At 64.0% G+C, this 22412-nt stretch carries 20 protein-coding genes; 12 read left to right on the top strand and 8 right to left on the bottom strand.

The window, feature by feature from the left end; all coding sequences use genetic code 11:
• Positions 1 to 105 precede the first annotated feature (105 nt).
• From ACKODO_RS15050 to ACKODO_RS15040, 3 genes are read left to right on the top strand one after another with little or no spacing between them, the layout of a single operon-like run.
• Positions 106 to 1179, top strand: coding sequence for an NAD(P)H-dependent flavin oxidoreductase (locus ACKODO_RS15050; protein WP_408984262.1), 1074 nt, complete (start codon positions 106 to 108; stop codon positions 1177 to 1179).
• A gap of 2 nt (positions 1180 to 1181) precedes the next feature.
• A complete protein-coding gene (locus ACKODO_RS15045) occupies positions 1182 to 1808 on the top strand; it encodes a glutathione S-transferase family protein (RefSeq protein ID WP_408984261.1) in 627 nt (208 codons plus the stop codon).
• 22 nt (positions 1809 to 1830) lie between these two features.
• Positions 1831 to 3327, top strand: a complete 1497-nt coding sequence (locus tag ACKODO_RS15040) for a CoA-acylating methylmalonate-semialdehyde dehydrogenase (protein ID WP_408984260.1) — start codon at positions 1831 to 1833, stop codon at positions 3325 to 3327.
• A gap of 72 nt (positions 3328 to 3399) precedes the next feature.
• On the opposite strand, the gene ACKODO_RS15035 is transcribed toward ACKODO_RS15040, so the two are convergent.
• The gene (locus ACKODO_RS15035) at positions 3400 to 4359 is read right to left on the bottom strand and encodes an MBL fold metallo-hydrolase (protein ID WP_408984259.1); all 960 of its coding nucleotides are present in this window, start codon (positions 4357 to 4359) and stop codon (positions 3400 to 3402) included.
• A 156-nt stretch (positions 4360 to 4515) separates the two neighbouring features.
• On the opposite strand from ACKODO_RS15035, the gene ACKODO_RS15030 reads away from it, so the two are divergent.
• The 3 genes from ACKODO_RS15030 to ACKODO_RS15020 all read left to right on the top strand — a co-directional run bounded on the left by ACKODO_RS15030 (position 4516) and on the right by ACKODO_RS15020 (position 6989).
• On the top strand, positions 4516 to 5163 hold the full coding sequence (locus ACKODO_RS15030) for a TetR/AcrR family transcriptional regulator (RefSeq protein ID WP_408984258.1): 648 nt from the start codon (positions 4516 to 4518) through the stop codon (positions 5161 to 5163).
• 102 nt (positions 5164 to 5265) lie between these two features.
• Positions 5266 to 6087, top strand: a complete 822-nt coding sequence (locus ACKODO_RS15025; protein WP_408984257.1) for an alpha/beta hydrolase family esterase — start codon at positions 5266 to 5268, stop codon at positions 6085 to 6087.
• Between the two features lie 128 nt (positions 6088 to 6215).
• Positions 6216 to 6989 (top strand): SGNH/GDSL hydrolase family protein, encoded by a 774-nt coding sequence (locus ACKODO_RS15020; protein ID WP_408984256.1) that lies wholly within the window; start codon positions 6216 to 6218, stop codon positions 6987 to 6989.
• 9 nt (positions 6990 to 6998) lie between these two features.
• On the opposite strand, the gene ACKODO_RS15015 is transcribed toward ACKODO_RS15020, so the two are convergent.
• Together ACKODO_RS15015 and ACKODO_RS15010 are read right to left on the bottom strand one after the other, a co-directional pair.
• Positions 6999 to 8003 (bottom strand): hypothetical protein, encoded by a 1005-nt coding sequence (locus ACKODO_RS15015; protein WP_408984255.1) that lies wholly within the window; start codon positions 8001 to 8003, stop codon positions 6999 to 7001.
• Between the two features lie 80 nt (positions 8004 to 8083).
• Positions 8084 to 9337: an OpgC family protein gene (locus ACKODO_RS15010; protein WP_408984254.1), complete on the bottom strand. Its 1254-nt coding sequence runs from the start codon at positions 9335 to 9337 to the stop codon at positions 8084 to 8086.
• Positions 9338 to 10219: 882 nt separating this feature from the next.
• On the opposite strand from ACKODO_RS15010, the gene ACKODO_RS15005 reads away from it, so the two are divergent.
• The gene (locus ACKODO_RS15005; RefSeq protein ID WP_408984253.1) at positions 10220 to 12178 is read left to right on the top strand and encodes a putative bifunctional diguanylate cyclase/phosphodiesterase; all 1959 of its coding nucleotides are present in this window, start codon (positions 10220 to 10222) and stop codon (positions 12176 to 12178) included.
• A 43-nt stretch (positions 12179 to 12221) separates the two neighbouring features.
• Positions 12222 to 13220: an aspartate carbamoyltransferase gene (locus ACKODO_RS15000; RefSeq protein WP_408984252.1), complete on the top strand. Its 999-nt coding sequence runs from the start codon at positions 12222 to 12224 to the stop codon at positions 13218 to 13220.
• A gap of 127 nt (positions 13221 to 13347) precedes the next feature.
• Here ACKODO_RS15000 and ACKODO_RS14995 read toward each other — a convergent pair whose 3' ends face one another.
• Positions 13348 to 14262 (bottom strand): MBL fold metallo-hydrolase, encoded by a 915-nt coding sequence (locus ACKODO_RS14995; RefSeq protein WP_408984251.1) that lies wholly within the window; start codon positions 14260 to 14262, stop codon positions 13348 to 13350.
• A 135-nt stretch (positions 14263 to 14397) separates the two neighbouring features.
• Between ACKODO_RS14995 and ACKODO_RS14990 the strand changes: the two genes are divergently transcribed.
• Positions 14398 to 15162 (top strand): AraC family transcriptional regulator, encoded by a 765-nt coding sequence (locus ACKODO_RS14990; RefSeq protein WP_408984250.1) that lies wholly within the window; start codon positions 14398 to 14400, stop codon positions 15160 to 15162.
• A 346-nt stretch (positions 15163 to 15508) separates the two neighbouring features.
• Positions 15509 to 17758 carry a hypothetical protein gene (locus ACKODO_RS14985; protein WP_408984249.1) on the top strand — a complete coding sequence of 750 codons (2250 nt, stop codon included), beginning with the start codon at positions 15509 to 15511 and terminating at the stop codon, positions 17756 to 17758.
• Positions 17759 to 17984: 226 nt separating this feature from the next.
• On the opposite strand, the gene ACKODO_RS14980 is transcribed toward ACKODO_RS14985, so the two are convergent.
• The 4 genes from ACKODO_RS14980 to ACKODO_RS14965 all read right to left on the bottom strand — a co-directional run bounded on the left by ACKODO_RS14980 (position 17985) and on the right by ACKODO_RS14965 (position 21387).
• The gene (locus ACKODO_RS14980; RefSeq protein ID WP_408984248.1) at positions 17985 to 19325 is read right to left on the bottom strand and encodes a DEAD/DEAH box helicase; all 1341 of its coding nucleotides are present in this window, start codon (positions 19323 to 19325) and stop codon (positions 17985 to 17987) included.
• Between the two features lie 286 nt (positions 19326 to 19611).
• On the bottom strand, positions 19612 to 19893 hold the full coding sequence (gene rpsU / locus ACKODO_RS14975; RefSeq protein WP_408984247.1) for a 30S ribosomal protein S21: 282 nt from the start codon (positions 19891 to 19893) through the stop codon (positions 19612 to 19614).
• Between the two features lie 93 nt (positions 19894 to 19986).
• Positions 19987 to 20199 (bottom strand): cold-shock protein, encoded by a 213-nt coding sequence (locus ACKODO_RS14970; protein WP_408984246.1) that lies wholly within the window; start codon positions 20197 to 20199, stop codon positions 19987 to 19989.
• A 228-nt stretch (positions 20200 to 20427) separates the two neighbouring features.
• Positions 20428 to 21387 (bottom strand): methyltransferase domain-containing protein, encoded by a 960-nt coding sequence (locus ACKODO_RS14965; RefSeq protein WP_408984245.1) that lies wholly within the window; start codon positions 21385 to 21387, stop codon positions 20428 to 20430.
• A gap of 63 nt (positions 21388 to 21450) precedes the next feature.
• On the opposite strand from ACKODO_RS14965, the gene ACKODO_RS14960 reads away from it, so the two are divergent.
• Both ACKODO_RS14960 and ACKODO_RS14955 read left to right on the top strand, forming a co-directional pair.
• Positions 21451 to 22131, top strand: a complete 681-nt coding sequence (locus ACKODO_RS14960; RefSeq protein WP_408984244.1) for a response regulator — start codon at positions 21451 to 21453, stop codon at positions 22129 to 22131.
• The coding region (locus ACKODO_RS14955) for a hypothetical protein (protein WP_408984243.1) at positions 22128 to 22412 on the top strand (285 nt) is incomplete at its 3' end. The genes ACKODO_RS14960 and ACKODO_RS14955, both read left to right, overlap by 4 nt.

The raw sequence follows: 22412 nt of genomic DNA, 5'->3' as shown, positions 1-22412 counted from the left end.
TCTGCGCCTTGTTATGCGTCGATGCAAGTCGTAGGTTCTGTCCGGCATACCCGAGAATTCTGCGGGCAATAAGTTGCAGGCAAAAAATTTGCAGGAGGAAAGCCGGTGGTTCTGCAATCGCTTGCCATGCCCATCATCCAGTCGCCCATGCTCGGTGCTGCGGGTGAGGCGCTCACGCTCGCGGTTTCGAAGGTTGGCGGCATGGGCTCTCTCGCGGCCGCTTCGATGACGCCCGCCGCGCTTCGGGCAGCGGTCGTGAAGCTTAGAAGCGAGACCGACAAGCCCTTCGCGATCAATCTCTTCGTCCTTCCGCCGGTTAAGGCCGATGCGGCGGAGGTGCGCGACTCCATGGCACGCCTCGCACCATGGCGCGAGCGCTATGGCCTGCCGGCGCAGATCATCCCGAACCAATGGGCGGAACCGTTCGAACCGCAATTCGCGGCTCTTCTGGAAGCAGCGCCTCCCGCGGCCTCCTTCACCTTCGGCATCCTCACGCACGAGCAGGTTTCTGCGCTGAAATCGCGCGGGACGTTTGTGGTCGGCACCGCGACCACGGTCGCCGAGGCGAAGGCTTGGGAAGCGGTGGGGGCGGATGCTGTCTGCGCGCAGGGCTTCGAGGCCGGTGGCCATCGCGGAACCTTTCTGAAGCATGTCGGCGAAAGCCAGATCGGCACGTTGGCGCTTCTCTCGACCATCCGAGAGGCGATTGCCCTGCCGGTCATCGCCGCCGGCGGGATCACCGACGGCAGGGCGATCGCCGCGGCGCTTGCCATGGGGGCTGCGGCGGTGCAGATCGGCACCGCCTATCTTCTCTCCGAGGAAGCCGCGACCAGCGCGCCCTGGCGTCGCGCGATCGCTGAGGTCGCGGATGATGCGACGCACCTCACGCGCGTCTTCTCCGGGCGCTATGCGCGCGGCATCGAGAATGATTTCATGCGCGAGATGCAGGAGTTTTCCGATGAAATTCCAGCTTATCCGATCCAGAATGCGCTGACGCAGGAAATGCGCGCGGCTGCAGCAAAGGCGGGCGATGCGCAGGCGCTCTCCCTCTGGGCGGGGCAGAGTGTCAAGCTCGCGCGGCCCGGTGCGGCAGCGGAGATCACCCGCCAGCTCTGGGCCGATGCGCAGGCCGCCTTGCGCGAGACCGCGCGTCGTTATGCGGGAGAAGGATCAGCATGAGCATGAGCATGAAACTTTACTATGCCCCCGGCACCATCGCGCTGGCGAGCCATATCGCTCTTGCGGAGGCGGATGCGGATTATCAGGCCATCGCGCTTGATTTCGCGAAGAACGAGCAGCGCAGCGAGGCCTATCTCGCCATCAACCCCAAGGGCCGCGTACCGGCGCTCGTCACGGATCGCGGCATTCTCACGGAGACGCCGGCGATCCTCACCTTCATCGCGCAGAACTTTCCCGCCGCACGTCTCGCGCCGCTGGATGATGCCTTCGCTTTTGCCGAACTGCAGGCCTTGATGGCCTATCTCTCTTCCACGATGCATGTCGCGACCGCGCATTTCCGCCGGGCCGCGCGCTGGGCAGATCAGGAGAGTTCCTTCGCCGACATGCGCGCCAAGGTGCCGCAGAACACGCGCGATTGCTGCCGTCTGATCGAGGCAGGGTATTTCGACGGCCCCTGGGTGATGGGCGCGGATTACACCATCGGCGATCCCTATCTCTTCACGCTCACCGGCTGGCTCGAGCGCTTCGAGATCGATGTGAACGAATTCCCGAAAATCGCCGCGCACCGGCAGGCCATGCAGGCGCGCCCGGCCGTGCGCCGGGCACTGGCCGAGCAGGCCCCAGCCTAAACCGATCAAACAGGAGGAAACCATGATCACCTACGGACATTTCATCGGGGGCAAGCATGTGCCCGGAAAATCGGGCCGCTTCGCGGATGTCTACCAGCCGATGGACGGCTCGGTGCGGGCCAAGGTCGCGCTCGCCTCGAAGGAGGAACTGCGCGCCGCAGTGGAAAACGCGCTGGCCGCGCAGCCGACATGGGCCGCCACCAATCCGCAGCGCCGCATGCGCGTGATGATGCGCTTCATCGAGCTTGTCGCGAAGTACAACGATGAGCTCGCCGACATCCTCGCGCGCGAGCACGGCAAGACGATCCCCGACGCGAAGGGCGACATCCAGCGTGGCGTGGAGGTCATCGAGGTCTGCCTCGGCGCGCCGCATATGCTGAAAGGGGAATTCACCGATGGCGCCGGCCCCGGCATCGACATCTATTCGATGCGCCAGCCGCTGGGTGTGGTCGCGGGCATCACCCCGTTCAACTTCCCCGCGATGATTCCGATGTGGAAGCTCGGACCGGCCATCGTCTGCGGCAACGCCTTCATCCTGAAGCCTTCCGAGCGTGATCCTGGCGTGCCGATGCGCCTTGCGGAAATCCTCATCGAGGCGGGCCTGCCGCCGGGCATCTGCAATGTCGTCAATGGCGACAAGGAGAGCGTCGACGCGATCATCGAGGACCCGGATATCAGGGCGATCGGCTTCGTCGGCTCCACCCCGATCGGCGAATACATCTACGGCCGGGGCTGCGCGGCGGGCAAGCGCGTGCAGGCCTTCGGTGGTGCGAAGAACCACATGATCATCATGCCGGATGCGGACATGGATCAGGCGGTCGATGCGCTGATCGGCGCGGGCTATGGCGCGGCGGGTGAGCGCTGCATGGCGATCTCGGTGGCCGTTCCCGTGGGCCAGAAGACGGCGGATGAACTCGTGAAGCGGCTCATCCCCCGCGTCGAGAACCTCAAGGTCGGCCCCTCCACCGATGGCTCGGCGGATTTCGGCCCGCTGGTGACGCGCCAGCATCTCGATCGCGTGAAGGGCTATGTCGATCTCGGCGTCAAGGAAGGCGCGAAGCTCGTGGTCGATGGCCGTGGCTTCAGGATGCAGGGCTACGAGAACGGCTTCTACATGGGCGGCTGCCTGTTCGACCACGTGACGCCGGAGATGCGCATCTACAAGGAGGAAATCTTCGGCCCCGTGCTCTCTGTCGTGCGCGCCCAGGATTACGAGGCCGGGCTGAAGCTCGCGAATGACCATGAATACGGCAACGGTGTCGCCATCTTCACGCGGGACGGCGATGCGGCCCGCGATTTCGCTTCGCGCGTCAATGTCGGCATGGTGGGCGTCAACGTGCCGATCCCCGTGCCACTGGCCTATTACACCTTCGGCGGCTGGAAGCGCTCGGGCTTCGGCGATCTCAACCAGCACGGTCCGGATGCCTTCCGCTTCTACACGAAGACGAAAACCATCACCTCGCGCTGGCCTTCGGGCATCAAGCAGGGTGCGGATTTCGTGATCCCCACGATGCGCTGAGCCGCGGGGATGCGCTGAACTTTCGGGCCCGCCTCATCGGAGGCGGGCCCTTTTTCGTTTGCCCCAACGCGATCAGGCGAGGTCGCCCCACTGCGCCGGCACGTAGCGATAGGCCTGACCATCACGGACGATGCGCCCGAAACCGGGGAACGGCACGTGGGTCGCGGCAATCGGGATGCCGTCGGTCGCGACCATGTCGAAGATCTTCTTGCGCGTCTCCGCCGCCTGCTTCCCATCCGAATCGAAGGCGAAGGTCGTCTCCGGCCGCAGCGTGTGGAACAGGGCGTTATGCAGCGTATCGCCCGCGATCAGCAGCTGATCCTTGCCGGAGGAGACTCGGATCACGGCGTGGCCCGGCGTGTGCCCGGCGGCGAGCTGCAGCGTCAGGCCAGGCGCCACCTCTCCGTCCTTCACCTTGCGGGTGCGGTTGGCATAGGGCTTCAGCGCGTTGCGGGCGGAGAGGAAGAACGGTTTCGCGGCCTCCGGCGCGCGCGAGAACACGCCCTCATCGAGCCAGAAATTGGCTTCCGCCTCGTGGAGGATCACCTCGGCTTTGCGGAAGCGCGCCTTGCCTTCCGAGGTGATCAGCCCTTCGGCATGGTCGGGATGGGCATGGGTGAGGATCACCGCATCAATCTGGCCCGGTTCGATGCCGGCAGCGGCGAGATTGGCGCGCATGCGGCCCAGCGAGGGCCCGAAAGCCTTGTTCGAACCCATGCCGGTATCAACGAGATAGGTCTTTGTGCTGGTATTCACCACGAAGGCGTTGATGGCCGTGGGCGCCATCGCCTTCTCGCCGGCCGCCGCGAGCATTCGTTGGGCTTCCGCCGGATCGAGATTCGTGAAGGCCTCGATGCCGATCGGTCCGAACCCGTCGCTCAGCGCGGTGATCTCGATGGACCCGATCTTCTGGCGAAAGACGCCAGGCACCTGCCGACCGGAGAGCGGCGCTTTGGCAAGAGCGGGGAGGCCGGTCGCGCCCAGCGAGGCGGCGGCAAGGGAGGAGGCAAGCAGGGAGCGGCGCGAGATCATGGGGCTGATCCTTTCAGGAGTGCGACATCGAACACATTCAAAAGGTGACAGAAGCCGCCGGAATGATTATGTTCTGACCGGAACAAATATCAGGCAGCCGAACGCCCTGTCAAGAATTATGATCGGATCGGTACAAAAATGATAGCCCGCCCGCGAATGACAGCCCGCCCGCGTGGTCGCCCGCGCGTCTTCGACCGAGAGATGGCCGTCCGTTCGGCGCAGCGCCTCATCTGGCAGCATGGCTTTGAAGCGATGTCGCTCTCGCAGCTCGAGGACGCGATGGGAATTCGCAGATCGAGCCTCTATTCGGCCTTCGGCTCCAAGCTTGGGCTGCTCGGCGAAGCCGCCGATCTCTACCTCGCGGATTTCGCCAAGCAGAGGGACAAGGTGCTGCCGGGTATCCGCTCGACTCTCGGCCGGCTGGAGGCGATGTTCGGACTTTTCGCCACGAATTTCGTCGCACCGGGCGGGCCGCTCGGCTGCTTTCTCTGCGCGGCCGCGCATTCCTGCTCCAATGAAAATGCAGAAGCCGTGAACATGCTGGTCATCCGGCGGAAAGCCTTTGCGGAGGTGATCCGCGCAGAACTTGAGGCGGGCGTCCAGTCGGGTGAATTCATTCCGGATACGCCCGTCGCGGCGCTCACGGATTTTCTCGTGAGCGTCGTTCAAGGCATGTCGATCGGCGCCCGCGATGGCAAGCCGATGGAATCCCTTCGGCAAATAGCAACCTTCGCGCTATCCGTGCCCGCGCGCTACATGGCACCGAAGGATGCTTCGCCCGCACCGGCAGCGACGGCCATCTGACGGCGGGTGGTATCGGCATCGCTCGCCGAAGCGTGATCGACAGCCGAGGCGGAGATGTGCCAATCTTCACCCCGCATGCGGGGGCTTCGGGCTTTCCTTCTGTTGTTGGCGCTGTTTCTGGCTGCTGGATCGGCCGGAGCCTCGCCGCTTTGCGATGGTGAGGGCGGGCGCTGCAGCCTCTCCAACGGCTTCTATTTCGCGGAAACCCCGCTGGGCTGGAACGGGCGCGATCCGCTGCCCGTGCTCGTGCATTTCCACGGGTTTCGCGAAATCGCCGCCGATGTGATCGCGCGCGAGGACCTGCGGGAGATCGCGGGTCGGCTCGGTTTCGCGCTCGTCGTGCCGCAAGGGGAGGGGCAGACCTGGTCGCATCCCGGCTCCCCCTCGCAACTGCGCGACGATGTCGCTTTCGTAGAGAGCCTGCTCGCGGATTTGCGCCAGCGTTTGCCGCTGGATGAGAACCGGCTCTGGGCTTCCGGCTTCAGTCAGGGAGCCTCGATGGTCTGGGCGATCGCCTGCGCGCGTCCCGGCCTGTTCCGCTTTCACCTTCCAGTCTCCGGCGCTTTCTGGCGGCCGGAGCCGGAAAGCTGCCCGGCGGGTTTGCGGGCGATCCGCCACATCCACGGCCTCAACGATGTAACCTTCCCGCTGGAGGGGCGGCCCGTGCGCGGCGGCAAGTTCCACCAGGGTAGCATCCGCCATGCCATCGATCTCGCGCGCAAACTCGGTGCCTGCCGCCCGGCCGAGGAGGATGTTTCCACCACGCTTGGTGCGCTCGGCTGTCGTCGCGCGACAGGCTGCGAGCGCGGGGCCTATCTCGATTTCTGCCTGCATGCCGGCGGGCATGATTTCGACCCCGGCTGGCTGGAGGATGCTTTTGGCCTCCTTCCCGAGATCAGCAGGGACAGCGCACGCGGGCGTTAACACCGATTAACTTTTTTGCTGGCATGATCGAAAGGGTTGCCTTATTCCATTCTGCGCAGGACGATGAGCAGCCATGCAAGCAAGGAAAGCCTGCAGTCGCCGCTGATGCGAACCGGGAGTTCGGGGACGTGCGGAAAACGGGTGTTACGACCTTGGCGCTGGCGGGGCTTGGCCTCACGCTGGTGCTTGCAGCTTCGGCTCTGGCTGGTGAGCCGCGCTGCAACAAGGCCCGCCATGTCGCCGGCACGGAAAAGCCGCTGCCCAATCTAGAATCGCGGCTTGAGGCGGGTGAGCCTATCCGCATCGTCGCTTTGGGTTCTTCCTCCACCGAAGGCACGCCCAATCTCTCCAAGAAGGACATCTACCCCGCCGTGCTGGAGCGCGTGCTCGCCCGCGAGGTGCTGAACCCCGTCGAGATCCTCAATCGCGGGAAGGGTGGCGAGACCATCGCCGACATGCTTGCGCGGCTCGAACGCGATGTCATCGCCGAGAAGCCGGATCTCGTGATCTGGCAGTTGGGCGTGAATGACGTGCTCTCGATGGATGGCGTGGAAAGCGCCATTGCCGATATGCGGATCGCGCTTCAGCGGCTGAGGGAAAAGCGTATCCCCGTGGTTCTGATGGATCTGCAGGTCGCGCCGATGGTCGATCGCGACAAGGATACGCCGGTGATGCAGGCAGCGATCGCCGAGGCCGCGCGTGCCGAAGGCGTGCTGCACTTCCACCGCTACGAGATCATGAAAAACCTCGTTTCCACGCAAGCCGCGGCGATGGATGACCTCGTGATGGGTGATGGCCTGCACATGACCGCCTTGGGCCATCTCTGCACCGGCACCCTGCTCGCGCAGCAGATTGCGAAGTCAAGCCTCATGCGGCTCGCCTTCTCGCGTCCTCGTGACTAGGTCCTTGAATCAGTTCTCGACCGGCCGCCGGTCGGGCACGAGCCGAATGTCGTCGCCTCCGGAATCGGCAAAGGCGATGCCGCTGCGCGTCTCGATCATCGCGCGGATGATGCCGCCTTCGCCCAGCGGGGCGATCTCCTCGAAAACATTCTTCTCCGGGCGATAGCGCAGCAGGACGCGCCGTCCGCCATCGGCGATGATCAACGTGCCGTCGGCCCGCGCGAGCAGCGCTTGGGGCTGGCTCTCGGGCCAGGGCAGCGGAATGATTTGCCATGAGCCGCGACCCGCCCAGCGGGCAATGGCATTGGTCTTGGCGGAGGACACCCAGAGTTCGCCCTTTGGCCCGGTTGCGAGCCCCCGCGCGCCGCGGAAACTCTCCGGCAGGGCGGTAGAATCAAAGCGGCCACGTTGCGGGTCAAGGCGGATCATCCGGCCAGCCTTCCACGCGCTGAACCAGATGGCACCGGCTTCGCCCGGCGCATTCAGCCCCATGCCTTGCAGGTCATCGTGCGAGGAGACCTCGACCGCGCCGTTCTGCGGATCAAACCTGCCGAGCCAGCCGGCCGAGCCCGCAAACCAGATCCGGCCCAGGCCATCGGAGCGCAGGCCGGACAGATCCATGGTCGGCAGGTCTGACGGCATCGCAATGCGGGTCAGTTCGCCTGTCGTGCCATCGATGCGGTGGAGGACGTTGAGGGTCTTGTCGGTAGCGTAAAGCGCGCCATCCGGCGAGAAGGCGAGACCGAAGGGTTTCGCGCGCTTGCCAAGATAGAGATAGGTGACCTTCAGCGTTTCGGCATCGATGCGCCCCAGCGCGCCGAGCGAAGGCGCGGCAAACCAGATGGAGCCATCGCGCGCGTCGAGCGCGAGAGCACTCGGCTGGCTGTTGGCCATCAGTTCGATTTCGGTCACCGGAAGGAGTTCGGCCTTCTTCGGCACACTCACCACGGTTGCGGGGGCCGCCGGGGGCGGCAGCGACTGGGAAAGCGCAGTTGCAAGACCGAAAAGGCTCATGCTGCCGGCCAGGAGCACGGACAGAAGCGATTTCGAAGGGCTAAGGCGTTTGAATCTCACCATCTTGGCCCTGGAAGGTTTCATACGCGCGGATCGAGTGCAAGCAGCGTGGAGCGCGAGGAAACCGGTTCGGCGCGCCGCTCGGGCGTGGGTGGCAGGGCAGGGGCGGAGCCAGGTGCCGCCTCGACCTTGGGCTTGCGCGAGGACGCCGTCGCGCCGCTGCGCCATTCCATGAAAGCGCCCATGCCGATCATCAGCGCGGTGCCTGTCAGCACGGCTGCGGCGATGATCGCCGGATGGTAGCCGTTCACGACGATCACGATGCCGCCGGCGATGCTGCCGATGGTGCCAAGAGCGAAGACTTCCAGCGAATGCTTGCCCATCAGTGCCGTCATCCGGGCCGGGACAGAGGAGAGCCAGCGCGCATCCGGCTGGATGAGAACCATCACAAGCCAGAACTTCGCCAGCACATCGATGAGCCGGATGATGGAGAGATCCGTTTTGGAGATCGCGCCAATGCGGAGCGGGTCAACGAGCCAGACGTTCTCGTAGCCGGGAATCTCGCGCCACGGGGCGCTGATCAGGAAGGCCGCGACCGTGAACAGCGCGGCGGCGATAGTGATGCCGCGTGCGACAAGGGGGCGGCCCAGCAGGCCAAGGCCAAGGCCGGACCGCATCCTGAGCCCGATGACGAAGCCGATCGTGAAGAGCAACTGCCAGGCGAAGGGGTTGAAGGTCCACTCGCGCGCGGTGCGGCTGTTCGGGATGTTGAAGCCGATGCCCTGAACCGCACCCCACAGCGCCAGGCTGAGCGCGAGCGGGGCAATCCAGTGCAGGCGGTGCAGCAGAAAGAGCGCCGGCACCAGGGCCAGGAGCAGCACATAGAGCGGCAGGATATCGAGATAGCCCGGCAGGAAGCGCAGGGTCACCACATGAGCCAGGAACGCCCCCGGATTCTGCAGGAAGGTGTCGAAGCCCAAAGCCTCGAGATGGCTCGGCTCGTTGAATCGCTCCGCGCCGATCACGCAGATCGTGCCGACCATCAGGAAGAGGAACAGGTGCGTGCGATAAAGCTTCCACATGCGCGAGAAGACGGTGGCGAAGCCGATACCCGTCGCGCCATTGGCGAAATAGCGATGATAGGCGAGGGCAGCCGCAAGGCCGGCCAGCAGCACGAACACTTCCGCCGCATCCGAAAAGCCCCAGGCGCGCGAGGTCAGCAGGCTCCACGGCGTCGCGGGCATGTGATTGATGAAGATCATCACAAGCGCGATACCGCGGAACAGATCGATCCGCCTGTCACGTTCAAGCTTCGGGTTCGGCGCGGCGCTCATGGCTTTGGCTCATCTCCTTCCAGAGGGGACGAACCGAACGAAAGGGAGCATTCGTTCGGCGTGGCGGCTCTTTCTTCGACGGGAAACATTTCGGCGAGCGAAAAATAACCCAACACTCTCGAACTTCTTCAAGTTGCGCTCAAAATAAGGCCGGTTTTGGACCTCACCGTCACCTCACGCGAAGTTGATCGGTCGCGCGCGCCGTGGATGGGACGGCCGGAAAACTAGAAGACCGACACCCTTAATGAAGCCTTAATCCGGGCTTTCCAAACTCATGGAAATTTCATGGTCGGCGGGCCTGGCGAAGTTCACCCCTTTTTCGCTCGCTCACCATCCAGACGGCGCCGCTGCTCGCCGCGACTGTCGCAATGGGCGTCGCTGTGATGGCGGATTTCAATGATATCAATTTCATCGGCCTCACCGGGCGGAGTGCCCGGACCCGCCATAGCCTGCGCAAGGAAAACCATGCGGAAGGAACTGCCGGCTTCCTCCTCCCTGGCCTGGAGCCCTCATCCGGTCGCGTGGACGGGCAATTCCGGAAGCCTGGCTGGCGCGGTTGCATGGCTCATGCGCCATCCGGTCTAATCCTGCCTTTGCACAAATGCACATCTCCCGGGAAAACGCGACCGAGCGGTTAAGGGTGCAGCCGTTGCATTTGTCGCCGGCTGGCGACACCTGTCGCGAAACTCTGGAATAAGTTCATAAAAATACAACCAGAGATTGATATGTGTTTGATCGAGATGCAGCCCAAGCAGCATCGACAATCAGCGGGAAAGCTCTGTTATTTTTGAAGAATACCGTGTGTCCCCGCCCCTTGGAACGAATTGTTAAGAAACGAGGGCCGTAATGTCAGCAGCGGAAGGCGAGCAAGGATCGAACGCAATGCCAGATGCGCCCGAGAAGTTCGCGGTTCAGCTGAATCCCTCACCCGAGAATGACGATTCCTTTTATGCAAGCATGATCGAGGCGTTGTATGGTACACCCTCGGCCGTCATCCTTGGCATGATGATCATCAACGGCATCATCCTCAGCGCTTATTTCTTGAGTGGTGACCCGATCATTCTCGGACTGGCCTGCCTGCTGTTTGTGATCAACGGCTTCCGCTGGTTCAGCCATCGCCTTTACAACCGGAAGGCGCGCGGGCGAACGGATCGGGCGGTGCAACGCCAGTTTGAGCGGATGGCGCTGGTGGGTGCCTGGAGCACGGCCGCCACGGTAGGCCTGTTCGGGGCCTATTCCGTCCTTGCCCATCCCTATCAGGCGGCCTCGATTCTCGGTGTGGCGCAGACCATGGGATATCTGGGCGGCGTTTCCGGCCGCAACACCTCGCGCCCCTACATCACCCAGGTTCAGATGGCGCTGGTGTCGATCACCTTCATCTTCGGGCTGATCTTCAGCGGCGAGCTTGCCTATGTGCTGATCGGCATCGCCGTTGCCTTCACGCTGCTTGCGACGCTCTCGAGCGTCCGGACCATCCATGAGGTCTATGTGTCCCGCCTGCAGACCATGCGCAAGCTGGAAATGCTCGCGAAGCGCGACGCGTTGACCGGCCTTGCGAACCGCTATGCGCTGATGGAGCAGATGGAAAACTGGCATTCGGCTGACAAGCCGTTCCTGCTGATCTCGATCGACCTCGACAATTTCAAGCATGTGAACGACATGTTCGGTCACACGTTGGGCGACGAATTGCTGCGGGAAGCCGCGCAGCGCATCACGCGCCATTTCACGGATGACGATGTGGTGGCCCGCATCGGCGGTGACGAATTCCTGATCATCACGCCGCGCATGGATGCTGTCATGGCAATGGCGCTGGCGACCGACGTCGTGAACGACCTCACATTGCCTTTCCTTGTCCGCAATGTGCGCCTGCGCGCCGGCGCCAGCATCGGCATCGCCACGGGCGCGGGTTTGGCACCGGAAATGGCGCTGAAGCATGCCGACCTCGCGCTCTATCAGGCGAAGGAATCCGGCAAGAACCAAGTCTGTGTCTACTCGGCCGAACTCGGTGCGAAATATGACGAGCGTATCCTGCTCGAGCAGGATCTTCGCCGCGCGATCGAGAATGGCGAATTGTCGCTGGCCTACCAGCCGATCTTGAACCCCAGGACCCGCCGCGTGACACTGGTGGAGGCGTTGATGCGCTGGAAGCATCCGGAGCGCGGCTTCATTTCTCCCGGCGTGTTCATCCCGATCGCCGAGGCTTCCGGTCTCATCTCGTTGATGGGCACGTGGGCGATGCAGACTGCCTGCCATGCCGCCACGAGCTGGCCCGTCGATGTGGGCGTAAGCGTTAATCTCTCGGCGAAGCAGTTCCGGCGTGATCTCGATCTCGTCTCGATTGCCCGCTCCTGCCTGCAGAGTTCCGGCATCGCGCCGCACCGCCTGACTCTGGAGATCACGGAATCGATCCTGATCGACGATTCCGGTCTTGTGATCGAAACGCTGGAGCGGCTGCGCTCCATCGGCGTGCGCACGGCGCTGGATGATTTCGGCACCGGCTATTCGTCGCTGAGCTATCTGGAGATGTTGCCGCTCGACAAGGTCAAGATCGACCGTTCCTTCACGACCTCTATCGATACCTCCCAGCGCAGCGGCTTGATGATGCGTGGCATAACCGGAATCGCCCGCGATCTCGAGCTGGAAGTGATCGTCGAGGGGATCGAGACCGAGGAACAATTGGCCGCCCTCGGTGCCTATGGAATCGATGGCGTGCAGGGCTATGTTTTTGCCCGACCCATGGACGTCATTTCGCTGCTGCCTTTGCTCGTCCACAAGATGAAGCCGAACGGGATGCTCGCGAACATTAACCAAGCCAGACGGAAACGGACGTCGACTGGTTAAGGAAGTGTTAAGATCAGAGCGTAAATCAGGCTCTGGGCTCAGCATGGCACCCAATCATCCGTTCGGAAAAGATCTTTTGTCGGCAGCAGATCTCAGCGCGCCCGACCTCATCGACATCATGGCCCGCAGCCGCCGCATGGCGCAGTCCGATGGACAGGGCGGCGGCGCCGCCTCCAACAGTCGGAAGATCGTGGCGAACCTTTTCTTCCAGCGTTCGACGCGCACCAAACTGGGCTTCGAGGTTGCGGCCTTGCGCCTCGGCCACCGCTCCATCGATGCCTATGATCCCGAACGCAACCGCGTGGGCTCCAGCAATGGCGACAACTTTCCCGACCATATCCGCACGATCGCCCAGCTGGCCGACCTGCTGGTCATCCGCCACAGTGAGGAACTGAAATGCCATGAGGTCGCCCGGCTCGCCCCCGTGCCGGTGATCAATGGCGGCAATGGTTCGGACGAGCACCCGACCCAGGCCCTGATCGACCTCTTCTGCATGCTGGAAATGAAGGGTTCGATGGATAAGCTCAGCCTCGCGATCAGTTGCGATTCGCGGGCGCGCTATGCCTATTCGCTCCTGCTGCTTCTGAAGCATATGCCGCCGAAGCGAGTGACCTACTGCGTCGATCCGGAAACGCATTTCTCCGAAAAGACCCAACTCGCGCTGGATGGTCTTGCCGCCCTCGGCACCAAGGTCTCGATCGTGCACGATATCGAGGAATGCCTCGACCATGATGTTCTGAACATCCAGACCCAGGACCTGACCAGCAAGGTGAAATCCACGCTCGAGAGCGGGGATTTGCCGAGCTATGTCGAAAAGGACCCCTTCGTGCTGACCGCCGACAAGATCCTCAAGTCGCGCTCGGACACCATCATCCTGAACCCGCTGCCACGGCAGGGCGAACTCGATGCCTCCTGTGATGCCCTGCCGAACGCGCGGTATTTCGAGCAGGTGAAGCTCTCGAGCTATGTGCGCATGGCGGTGCTCGAGCGCATGCTCGCCGGGATTCCCTGGACGGGCTCTGCCGCTTTTAGCAGCGCCTGAGGATCAGAGGCGGCATTCCGGCTTGCGATGATCGACCTGCTTTCCGTGCGGCACGATGCCGTGACATGGGGGAGGCAACGGCAAAAGGCGGGCCGAAGCCCGCCTTCCCGATCCGATGTTCAGCGCCTCAGAGCTTGCTGTTCACGAGGCCATAGATGCCGTAGCCGATGAGGTAGCCGAGCTTGCGATCCGGGAAGCGCGCCGTCGCGAGCTCCTGGATGGCCGTGTAGTGCTTGCCCGCCTTGGCGGGATCCGCGAGTTCCGCCTTCGCCGCGCCGAGCCCGGCGATGTACTCGGTCACCAGCGCATCGATGGCGCGGAGATAGGCCTGCTGGCCCGCGGCGGCGGCCTCCACTGGCGCATCCTCGCCGCGTCCACCGCGGACGGTTTTTCCGCCGAGCGCCTTGAGTTCGTCGAGCGCCGCAATCCAGCCCTTGAGATCCGGGCGCGGCTTGCCCTCGACGATGCCGCCCTCGAGCCAGGCATGCGCCCCGTGATGCACGAGATCGCCGACGATGAGGTCGCCCGTCGCATCGATGCGCGCCACGGTCTGCGTCGCCGAAACGCCGGGGTTCTTCAGTTCGAAGAGCGTGATCGTCTCGCCCGAAGCGAGCGTGATCGTGCTCTTGCCGGAGAAGGTCTGCTTCACCGCTTCGAAAGCCGGGTAGGTTTCGTCCGTGAAGGCCTTGGCGATCTTCACCCAGAAATAGCGCTTGTAGGCATCCACGCCGGGCATCGCATCGGCGGTAGCCTTCGAGGCGATGGAGGTTGCGCCGAGCTTGTGCAGCACGGAGAGGCCGTTGAACTTGTCCGGGTTCGGATGCGTCACCACCACGCGGGTGATGGGCCGGTCGGAGGATTTGCGGATCGTCGCGACCATCGCATCGGTCAGCTGCGGCACGAACTGGGTGTCGAACACCGTGATCTCGCGGCCATCGTCGTACCAGTAGGTGCGGGTGTCGAAGCCATTGGCATCGGACTGAAAGACGCCGAGCTGGCCGGCGGTGGCGGGCAGGGCGGCGAGGGTGAGGGCGGTGGCCATGGCGAGAGCTCCTTTGGACATGATCGTGTCTTCCTGTCTGTGTCGCCGGCCCATCCGGCGTTGACGCCCTTTTGCCTCAGGCTTAACGTGACGCGTTATCGATGTTCTGTCATTTTATAACGGAAAGACGACATCATGTTCCTGCGCGATCCCGATGCGGCACCGGCTCCTCTCGTGGGCCTGGCGGAAAGCTACCAGCCCGGCCAGACGGATTGGCATGCGCATCGGCGCATCCAGCTGATGTATGCGGTGGAGGGTAGCCTCACCGTGCTCACGGAAGCTGGCTCATGGGTGCTGCCGCCGAGCCGGGCCCTGCTGCTGCCCGGTGGCCTCCGCCATGCGCTGAAGCTCAGGCGCCGGGCGGAGCTGCGCACGCTCTACCTCGCGGAGGAGGCGGGCTGGATCGTAACCCCCGCCGCGCCGCAGGTCATCGCCGTGCCGGCGCTTCTGCGCGAGCTGATACTCGCGGCGGTCGAAGCGCCGTGGGATCATGCGCCGGAGGGGCGCAGCGCGCGCCTCGCCCGCGTGCTCTGCGATGAACTCGTGATGCTGGAGCAGGAGCCGGTGCATCTGCCAGAACTGCGGGATACTCGGGCGCGCAAGCTTGCGGCGATCTTCTACGCGAAGCCAGCCGAACGTCGTTCTCTCATGGAATTGGCAGCCGAAGCAGGCGCGAGCCTGCGCACGCTTGAACGCCATTGGAAGGCCGAAACCGGGCTCGCGATCAGGGAATGGGTGCAGCAGCTGCGCTTGATGTTCGCGCTGGAAGCCATCGCAGCTGGCGCGCGCATCGGGGATGCGGCCTTCGAAGTGGGGTTCGAAAACCCCTCGAGCTTCATCGCGCTGTTCCGTCAGCATTTCGGCACCACGCCCGCCCGCTATTTCGGCGACCGGGCCTGAAGGAGAGGGAGAGGTCCAAAACCGCAAGCGGCCCCGGACCTTGTCTTTCGCGGTTCAGTGGCCCGAATGCGCGTCGTGCTGGCCCATCGCCTTGCCGGGCGTGGAAACACCCGGGCGTGACCGGCGCGACCGATGCCGGTGGTTTTTTGGCCGCGACCCGGTTCGCCGGGGTGCATCTCGGCGTTGGTCGGCTCGTTCCGGCTCGTATGGCTCCGAACCGGGGGACAGGGAACTGGCCGCTTCGCAAGGACATTCCGATGTGCCGCCCCTCAGAAAGTTTTAACCTTAATGATGTTTGAGTTTTCCCAGACGCGATGCCGTTTTTCCTGCATCCATGGAGGTCAGAATGACCACGGTTGGGTCTGCTTCATTTCCCTATATCAGCCTTTTTGATGCCTATACGGTCTCCACGACCGTTCCGCAGGTTCCGACCCTCATCGAGAACGTGACACTGGGGCCAGATCGCTCCGGCATCTCCTACAACACGCTAAGCCGCATCCGCGAATTTGATGCCGGCAACAATCGTCTCCTCAATGTGCTGCGCCCCATCGACGACACCGAGGATGCGTTAATCGCGTTGCGGGGGGATATTGTCGACCTCCAGTCGCTCGCCAACAAAGCGCTGAGCCTGAAGACTGCGCCGCCGACAACACCCGCTCCGCCGCCTGCAACGCCGTTCATCCCGCCGCCCATCGAAGCGCGGACCACGGTTCCGATCGATGCGAATACGCCCGTCGAGGGCGCGACTGCCGGGATGCGCCTCTCGATCTCCGCAGATAACGGCGAGGATTTCATCTTCACCTTCACCGGCAATGCCACGACCTGGGGCGAGGTGGCGGCCAGTCTCAACGCGGCGGAGATCGGCGTTCGGGCGCGCTTCGATGCCAGCGGCCCCGGCGGTTCGCGCCTCGTGCTGGAATCCGCCAATGCCAAAACCGGCTTCCGCATCAACGGGACTTCCTCCCGGCAGGTGGTGGATGACCTTGTCGGCATCTCCTCCCCCTATGACGGCGGTTATGGCGACGCGAAATTCACGGATGGTGCCGGTTCTTCGGCCATGGGTGGCTCGGGCCCGCAGGGGCTCACCTTCGGCTCGGGCGGTTCGCTGGTTACGGCCGGCGCGGGCAGTTTTGCCGCCGGCAGTGTCCTGCGCTTCATCGGCAGTGATGGGGTGCCTCGCCAATGGGGCACTTCCTCGGGCGCGACCGTGCGTCAGGCGATGCTCGACATCAATGCGATGCGCGGCAGCGTTGTGGCCGAAATGACGGCGGATGGCCGCCTGCGCTTGCGTGATACGCAAGGAGGCGATGTCGGCACGGGGCTCGCGCAGGGAAGCTTTGCGGCCGGCGGTAGCATGGCTCTCGCGCGCGACGTGAATCCGCCGCCGCAGCCCAGCCACGCGGAGGATGCGAGTGCCGCGCGCGCTGGCGCACAGCTTAGCCGCGACAGCCGCGTTTCCGGCGCCACCAACGGCATGCGCTTCTCCATCACCGCCGATAATGGCGCGAATTTCACCTACACCTTTGGCATGGATGCTGACACGGTAACCTGGGGCCAGGTGGCCGATGCCCTGGCGCTGGCCGATATCGGCGTGCGCATCCGCTTCGATGAAAACCAGATCGGATCGCCGCGCCTCTCGATCTATTCGGTCGATGATCGCCTTGGCTTCCGCATCAACGGCACCTCCTCGCGGCAGGTCGTGGATGATCTGTTTGGCATCTCCTCACCCTATGATGGCCCGTTCCGCGCGGAAATGTTCGCTGATGGCGCCGAATGGCCGGCTGTCGGCTTGGCCGCCAAGGAAAACGGCATGGTGTTCGGGCGGGGCGCGGCGGTGAAGACGCTCGGCCCGGCACAGACGATCTCGGCCGGCACCTCGATCACCTTCATCGATGGCGATGGCATCACCCGCAACTGGGTGGCTTCCGGCACCAGCACCTCGCCGATCACGATGATTGAGGAAATCAAGGGGTTCCGCAGCAACGTGATCGCGGAGATCGCCGGCGATGGCAGCCTGCGCCTGCGGTCGCAGGATGGTGGCGCCATCACGATTGTCGAGCAAACCGGCGATTTTGATCCCGAGGCAGGCCCGATGCGCTTCATCAAGAACCGGCCGCCGCCGGATGTGCCGCCCGAGCGCACCATCCTTGAACAGATCGGCTCCATGGGGCGCATCCTCAACAGCCGTATCGCGCGCACCGTGGCCTCGCTTTCCAGCGTCGCCTACGGCAACAATGTGGCCGTCAACGAGATCCTGACGACAGTGAATACGCTCAACGCGGCCACGCCGTGGGACAACTGGGCGAATTCCGAGGACATGATCACAGCCACGCGCGACAACATCGTTACCGCTCTCGGGCAGGTGGACCAGACTCTGGCGCAGCTGACCGATCGCCTTGCGACTCTCACCGCAATGGAGGCGAGCTATCGTGATATCGGCAACGATCTCAAGAATTTCGCGGCCGAGATGCTCGATTCCTACCTAAGTTGGGAGGAGGCGCGCGACATGGCCGAGGGCATCCGCCAGAAACTGACCCAGGCGACCACAAACATGGGCAACGACCAGGCCCGCGATTTCCTGCTGCTGCTGGGCTAGAGGGCGGTCATCCCGACCCCTCGCGACGCGCCGGGGGCCGGCCCGCTCGCGCTGACGGGATGATCTTCTGAGCTTGATCATGAAGCCGCTGATGATCGCCCCTGCGTTTCCGACATTCCGGCTGCAGAGAGATCGCACGCCTGCGGGTCGCATAACGGCTTGAGGTCGCAGGCCACGCGCAGAAACCGCGCGTGGTGATCGACGACATCAGGCGATCCAGGATCGGCTACCTGTATTCGGCCTGCGCACCACCCGGCATGCCAGACGCGGAAGCGCCGGGGCGCGCACGGCGAGATGCATGCCGGCGATGCTGCCCCGGCTTGCCACGACCCTGATCGGAGCGATTCCGCTCACCCCGATGCTGCTGCGGCGGGCGCGAATGCTGCTGCGGCTTGCCGCCTTCCTTCACCTCGCGGATCGATGCGGGCTCCGGCGCGAAACCTTCCGGCAGCGCGAGAACCGGCACGGGCTGGCGTGTCAGCTTCTCGATGTCGCGCAGCAGCGGACGCTCATCGCCCGCGCAGAACGCGATCGCGATGCCCGCCGCGCCGGCGCGTGCCGTGCGGCCGATGCGATGCACATAGGATTCCGGCACATGCGGCAGGTCGAAATTGATGACATGCGTCACGCCTTCGACATCGATGCCGCGCGCGGCGATATCGGTCGCCACCAGCACGCGGCACTTGCCGGTGCGGAATTCACCGAGCGCCCTTTCGCGCTGGGCCTGGCTCTTGTTGCCATGGATTGCGGCACTCTCGATGCCGTCCCGCGCGAGATGCTTCACGACACGATCCGCGCCATGCTTGGTGCGGGTGAAGACCAGCGTGCGGCCCTGCTCGCCATCGGCGATGAGGCGCGAAAGCAGCGCCGGCTTCGCGCCCTGAGCGATATGCATCACGCCCTGCGTCACGCGCTCGGCCGTGGTGGCGACCGGGGTCACCGCCACCTTCACCGGATCGGTGAGGAAGCTGTTGGCGAGGCCCGAGATCGTGTCCGGCATGGTGGCCGAGAAGAAGAGGCTCTGGCGCGGCTTCGGCAGCATCGCCTGGATGCGGCGCAGCGGCACGATGAAGCCGAGGTCGAGCATCTGGTCGGCCTCGTCGAGCACGAGAATCTCGATATCCGAGAGGCGCAGGGCCTTCTGGTTGACGAGATCGAGCAGGCGACCGGGCGTGGCCACGAGGATATCCGCGCCTGTGGCGAGGCGCTTCGTCTGCTTGCCGATCGGCACGCCGCCGAACACGACATCAATCGAGAGATGCATGAACTGGCCGTAAGCGCGGAAGCTCGCCGCGATCTGGCTCGCGAGTTCACGCGTCGGCGAGAGGATCAGCGCGCGGCAGCTCTTCGGCTTGCGCGTCGTGCCGCTCTTGCCGAGCCGCTGGAGGATGGGCAGCGCGAAGGCACAGGTCTTGCCCGTGCCGGTCTGCGCGATGCCAAGGAGATCCCTGCCCGCCAGCGCATGCGGAATCGCCTGCAGCTGGATGGGGGTCGGGGTGGTGTAGCCCTCGGCCTCGAGCGCACGGTTCAACGGCGCGAGAAGGGCGAAATCTTTGAAGGTAGCCAAGGAATTAACTTTCAGGGTCAGCGGCTTGCAAGCCGCAATGGCCCGGACGCGTTCATCGCGAACAGGCTGAAAAAAGCGACCCGCGTGAGGGGGAGCCCGGAAGGGAACGATTGAAGGGGGAAGCCCGGCGCCGGTTCACCTCAAAGAGGCGGGCGCTGTCACGCTGCTTCGCTCAAGCGCGGAGATCGCGCTGACGTTCTGGAAAAAGCCCTGCGCTTGTTGCACTGCAATGTCAAGCGAAAACGGGCGGAGGGAGCGGGCCAGCGGCCCGATCCGGATTTTGAATTCAGCGCCCGGCCGGCGCGGCGGCAACCGCCGGGCGGCCACGGCCACCGGTGGGACGGGGCTTGGCCTTGGGGGCAGGCAGAAGGCCATCGCGCTGCATCTGCTTGCGCTGGGCCTTGCGGGCGCGGCGAATGGCTTCGCCCTTCTCGCGGTTCTTTTTCTCGGAAGGCTTTTCATAGGCCTTGCGCTGCTTCATTTCGCGAAAAACGCCTTCGCGCTGCATCTTTTTCTTGAGCACGCGAAGCGCTTGCTCGACGTTGTTGTCACGAACCAGGACCTGCAAGGGTCACCCTCCGGAAAAGAGAAAGAGGAAGGCGCGAGGCCGGTTCCGGCCCGCGCCGCCAATCGGCCCCGAAAGCGGGGCCGGCGCGGATCATCAATCCGCGAGTTGCAGGCGATCAGCCGCCGACTTTCCGGTCCGGCGATCGGCCACGATGTCAAAGACCACCTTCTGGCCTTCATTCAGGCCGTTGAGGCCCGCGCGCTCGACGGCGCTGATGTGAACGAAAACATCCGTCCCGCCATTGTTCGGCTGAATGAAGCCGAAGCCCTTTTGGGAATTGAACCACTTCACGGTTCCGTTATGCATGGGGAGCTACCTTTGAAAAAACGAGAAAAACAACCGCGCTTTCGGAGCTGGATCAGCACCGGCAGACACGGCCTGGATCGATGAGAAGGAAGAGGTCGTCGGCCAGGGCGAAACGCGGTTCCGCAGGGGCAAATTCATTCGGCCAAAACTCGATTTTGGGTTGATAGCACGTTCCGTGTGCCGCTGCAAACCATGTCGCGGCGGGCGCAGGATTGGCGTCGCAACCCTTCAGGCGCGCACGAAGCTGTCGCCTGCCACTTTCCGGAAGCGTCGCAGGGCATCGAGGATCCAGCGCCCGGAGAGCAAGAACCGCAGCGGCGAGGAGGGCTCAAAATGCGAGGCGACCTGGTGCCCCTCCTCTTCGCCCCAGGCGGGCACCGCCGCGCCCTCTTTCCGCTTGCGGAAAACAATGGTTGTGCCGGCATTCATGAAGCGCGGATCGGGCTCCAGCCCCGCGACCAGACCGGCCCAGACCAGCGCCTGCGGCGTGAAATTATAGACATGCGCGAAGTGGAAATGCTGGAAGCTGTGCTGCCTTTTACCCAGCGCATTCGGCACGGAAACGAACAGCACGCCATCCTCCGCCAGCCATTCGGCCATGCGCTTCAGCGCGTTCACCGGCTCGCGCAGATGTTCGAGCACGTGGTTAGAGGTGATGACATCGAAGCTTCCGGGAGTAAATTCGGCCTGCTGCCACACGCAGCTCTCGACCTTCACGCCATAGGCTTCGCGCGCGAAGGCTGCGAAGCTCTCGCCCGGCTCGATGCCCTCGACCGCATGGCCGGCCTTTGCCGCAGCCACGAGGAACTCTCCAGAGCCGGAGCCGAAATCGAGCACCCGCTTCGGGCCTGAAAGCGCCGGCTCCAGCAGCGCGAGTCGCGCCTCGGCGTCGCGCTGGCTGCGGGTGATGTGAAAGCGCGGCGGCTTCTTCGAGAAGGCGAACTGATAATCAAGCCGGTACTCACCGGCATAATAGGCGTCGAGCTCGGCATCTGTCGGCATCGGATCGGTGCGGATCAGGCCGCATTGCTCGCAGGCCACGGTTTTCAGCGTCTTCAGCCGCCGGTCCGTCTGGCCGATGATCAGGCGATGATGCGAACCGCAGAGGTTGCACGGCGCTTCCTCGCCCCGGTAGGCGTAGCGCGTGAGCGGGATCTGGTTGCGGATGGTGGCGAGAAGTTTCAGCATCGACTTGACCTCCCGGTCTCGGGCGTCGAGCAATAAGGGCCGAGCCTGACGGGAACCTGATGGATGAAACTGCTGCTGATCGAGGATGTGCCGCCGTTGGCCCAGCTCACTCGCGAAGCTCTGGAGACGGAAGGTTTCACGGTGGATCATGCGCCGAACGTCGAATCGGCGCGCGCCATCCTCTCGGTAGCTCCGCCGGATGTGATCGTGCTCGATCTCGGCCTTCCCGATGGCGACGGGCTCGATCTGCTTCATGGCCTGCGGAACGAAGGCAGCGCCATTCCCGTGCTGGTTGTCACCGCCCGCGCCGGCCTGAATGACCGGATCGACGGGCTCGATCGTGGCGCGGATGATTACATCGTGAAGCCTGCGGCCCCGGCCGAGATCGCCGCGCGTTGCAGGGCGCTGCTGAGGCGGCCCGGCGGGCTGCTGGGGCGAAAGCTCCAGCTCGGCAATCTCGCCTTCGAAACCACCTCGCGCCAGGTCACCGCCGCCGGGCGGTCCGTGAACCTCGCGCGCCGTGAGATCGACGTGCTGGAAGTGCTGCTGCGAAAGCTCGGGCAATCCGTGCCGCGCCGGGTGATCGAGGATGCGATCTACACGCTGGACGAGGCGCCCGGTCCCAACGCGCTGGAGGCATCCGTTTCGCGCCTCCGGCGCCAGCTCGCGGAAGCGGGTGCGAATGTGGAGATCCACACGATCCGGGGCGTCGGCTATCTCCTCACCGAGGCGGATCGGGCATGAGCCGGTCGCTTGTCATCACTCTCATCCGCCGGCTTTTGCTGGTCGGCGGGTTTCTGACCCTGCTCAACATCGCCTTCGTCACGGCCTATTACAGCTCCGACCCCGAGGGCTTGCGCCGTGAAAAGGTCAGTCACCAGATCGACCGCCTCGCCGAGGCGCTGAGGGCAGGGCCGGATGGGAGTTTGGCTTTCGAGCCATCAAGCCGGCTGATGCAGACCTTCACGCGCTACCCCGATGCCTATGCCTTCCGCATCGAGGATGGGGCCGGCCACGTGCTGGGC

The sequence above is a fragment of the Rhabdaerophilum sp. genome, from assembly GCF_046092605.1.
Lineage (GTDB): Bacteria > Pseudomonadota > Alphaproteobacteria > Rhizobiales > Beijerinckiaceae > Rhabdaerophilum.
The sequence above is the reverse complement of the archived record's forward strand: the minus strand, read 5'-3'. Positions and strand labels throughout refer to the sequence as shown.

Coding starts and splice junctions, on each gene's coding strand:
- ACKODO_RS14995 (WP_408984251.1), bottom strand. CDS start 14,262: ATGGCCACCGCCCTCACCCTCGCCGCCCTGCCCGCCACCGCCGGCCAG.
- ACKODO_RS15005 (WP_408984253.1), top strand. CDS start 10,220: ATGCCAGATGCGCCCGAGAAGTTCGCGGTTCAGCTGAATCCCTCACCC.
- ACKODO_RS15010 (WP_408984254.1), bottom strand. CDS start 9,337: ATGAGCGCCGCGCCGAACCCGAAGCTTGAACGTGACAGGCGGATCGAT.
- ACKODO_RS14965 (WP_408984245.1), bottom strand. CDS start 21,387: ATGCTGAAACTTCTCGCCACCATCCGCAACCAGATCCCGCTCACGCGC.
- ACKODO_RS15015 (WP_408984255.1), bottom strand. CDS start 8,003: ATGAGCCTTTTCGGTCTTGCAACTGCGCTTTCCCAGTCGCTGCCGCCC.
- ACKODO_RS14960 (WP_408984244.1), top strand. CDS start 21,451: ATGAAACTGCTGCTGATCGAGGATGTGCCGCCGTTGGCCCAGCTCACT.
- ACKODO_RS14990 (WP_408984250.1), top strand. CDS start 14,398: ATGTTCCTGCGCGATCCCGATGCGGCACCGGCTCCTCTCGTGGGCCTG.
- ACKODO_RS15040 (WP_408984260.1), top strand. CDS start 1,831: ATGATCACCTACGGACATTTCATCGGGGGCAAGCATGTGCCCGGAAAA.
- ACKODO_RS14985 (WP_408984249.1), top strand. CDS start 15,509: ATGACCACGGTTGGGTCTGCTTCATTTCCCTATATCAGCCTTTTTGAT.
- ACKODO_RS15030 (WP_408984258.1), top strand. CDS start 4,516: ATGACAGCCCGCCCGCGTGGTCGCCCGCGCGTCTTCGACCGAGAGATG.
- ACKODO_RS15000 (WP_408984252.1), top strand. CDS start 12,222: ATGGCACCCAATCATCCGTTCGGAAAAGATCTTTTGTCGGCAGCAGAT.
- ACKODO_RS14970 (WP_408984246.1), bottom strand. CDS start 20,199: ATGCATAACGGAACCGTGAAGTGGTTCAATTCCCAAAAGGGCTTCGGC.
- ACKODO_RS15035 (WP_408984259.1), bottom strand. CDS start 4,359: ATGATCTCGCGCCGCTCCCTGCTTGCCTCCTCCCTTGCCGCCGCCTCG.
- ACKODO_RS15045 (WP_408984261.1), top strand. CDS start 1,182: ATGAGCATGAAACTTTACTATGCCCCCGGCACCATCGCGCTGGCGAGC.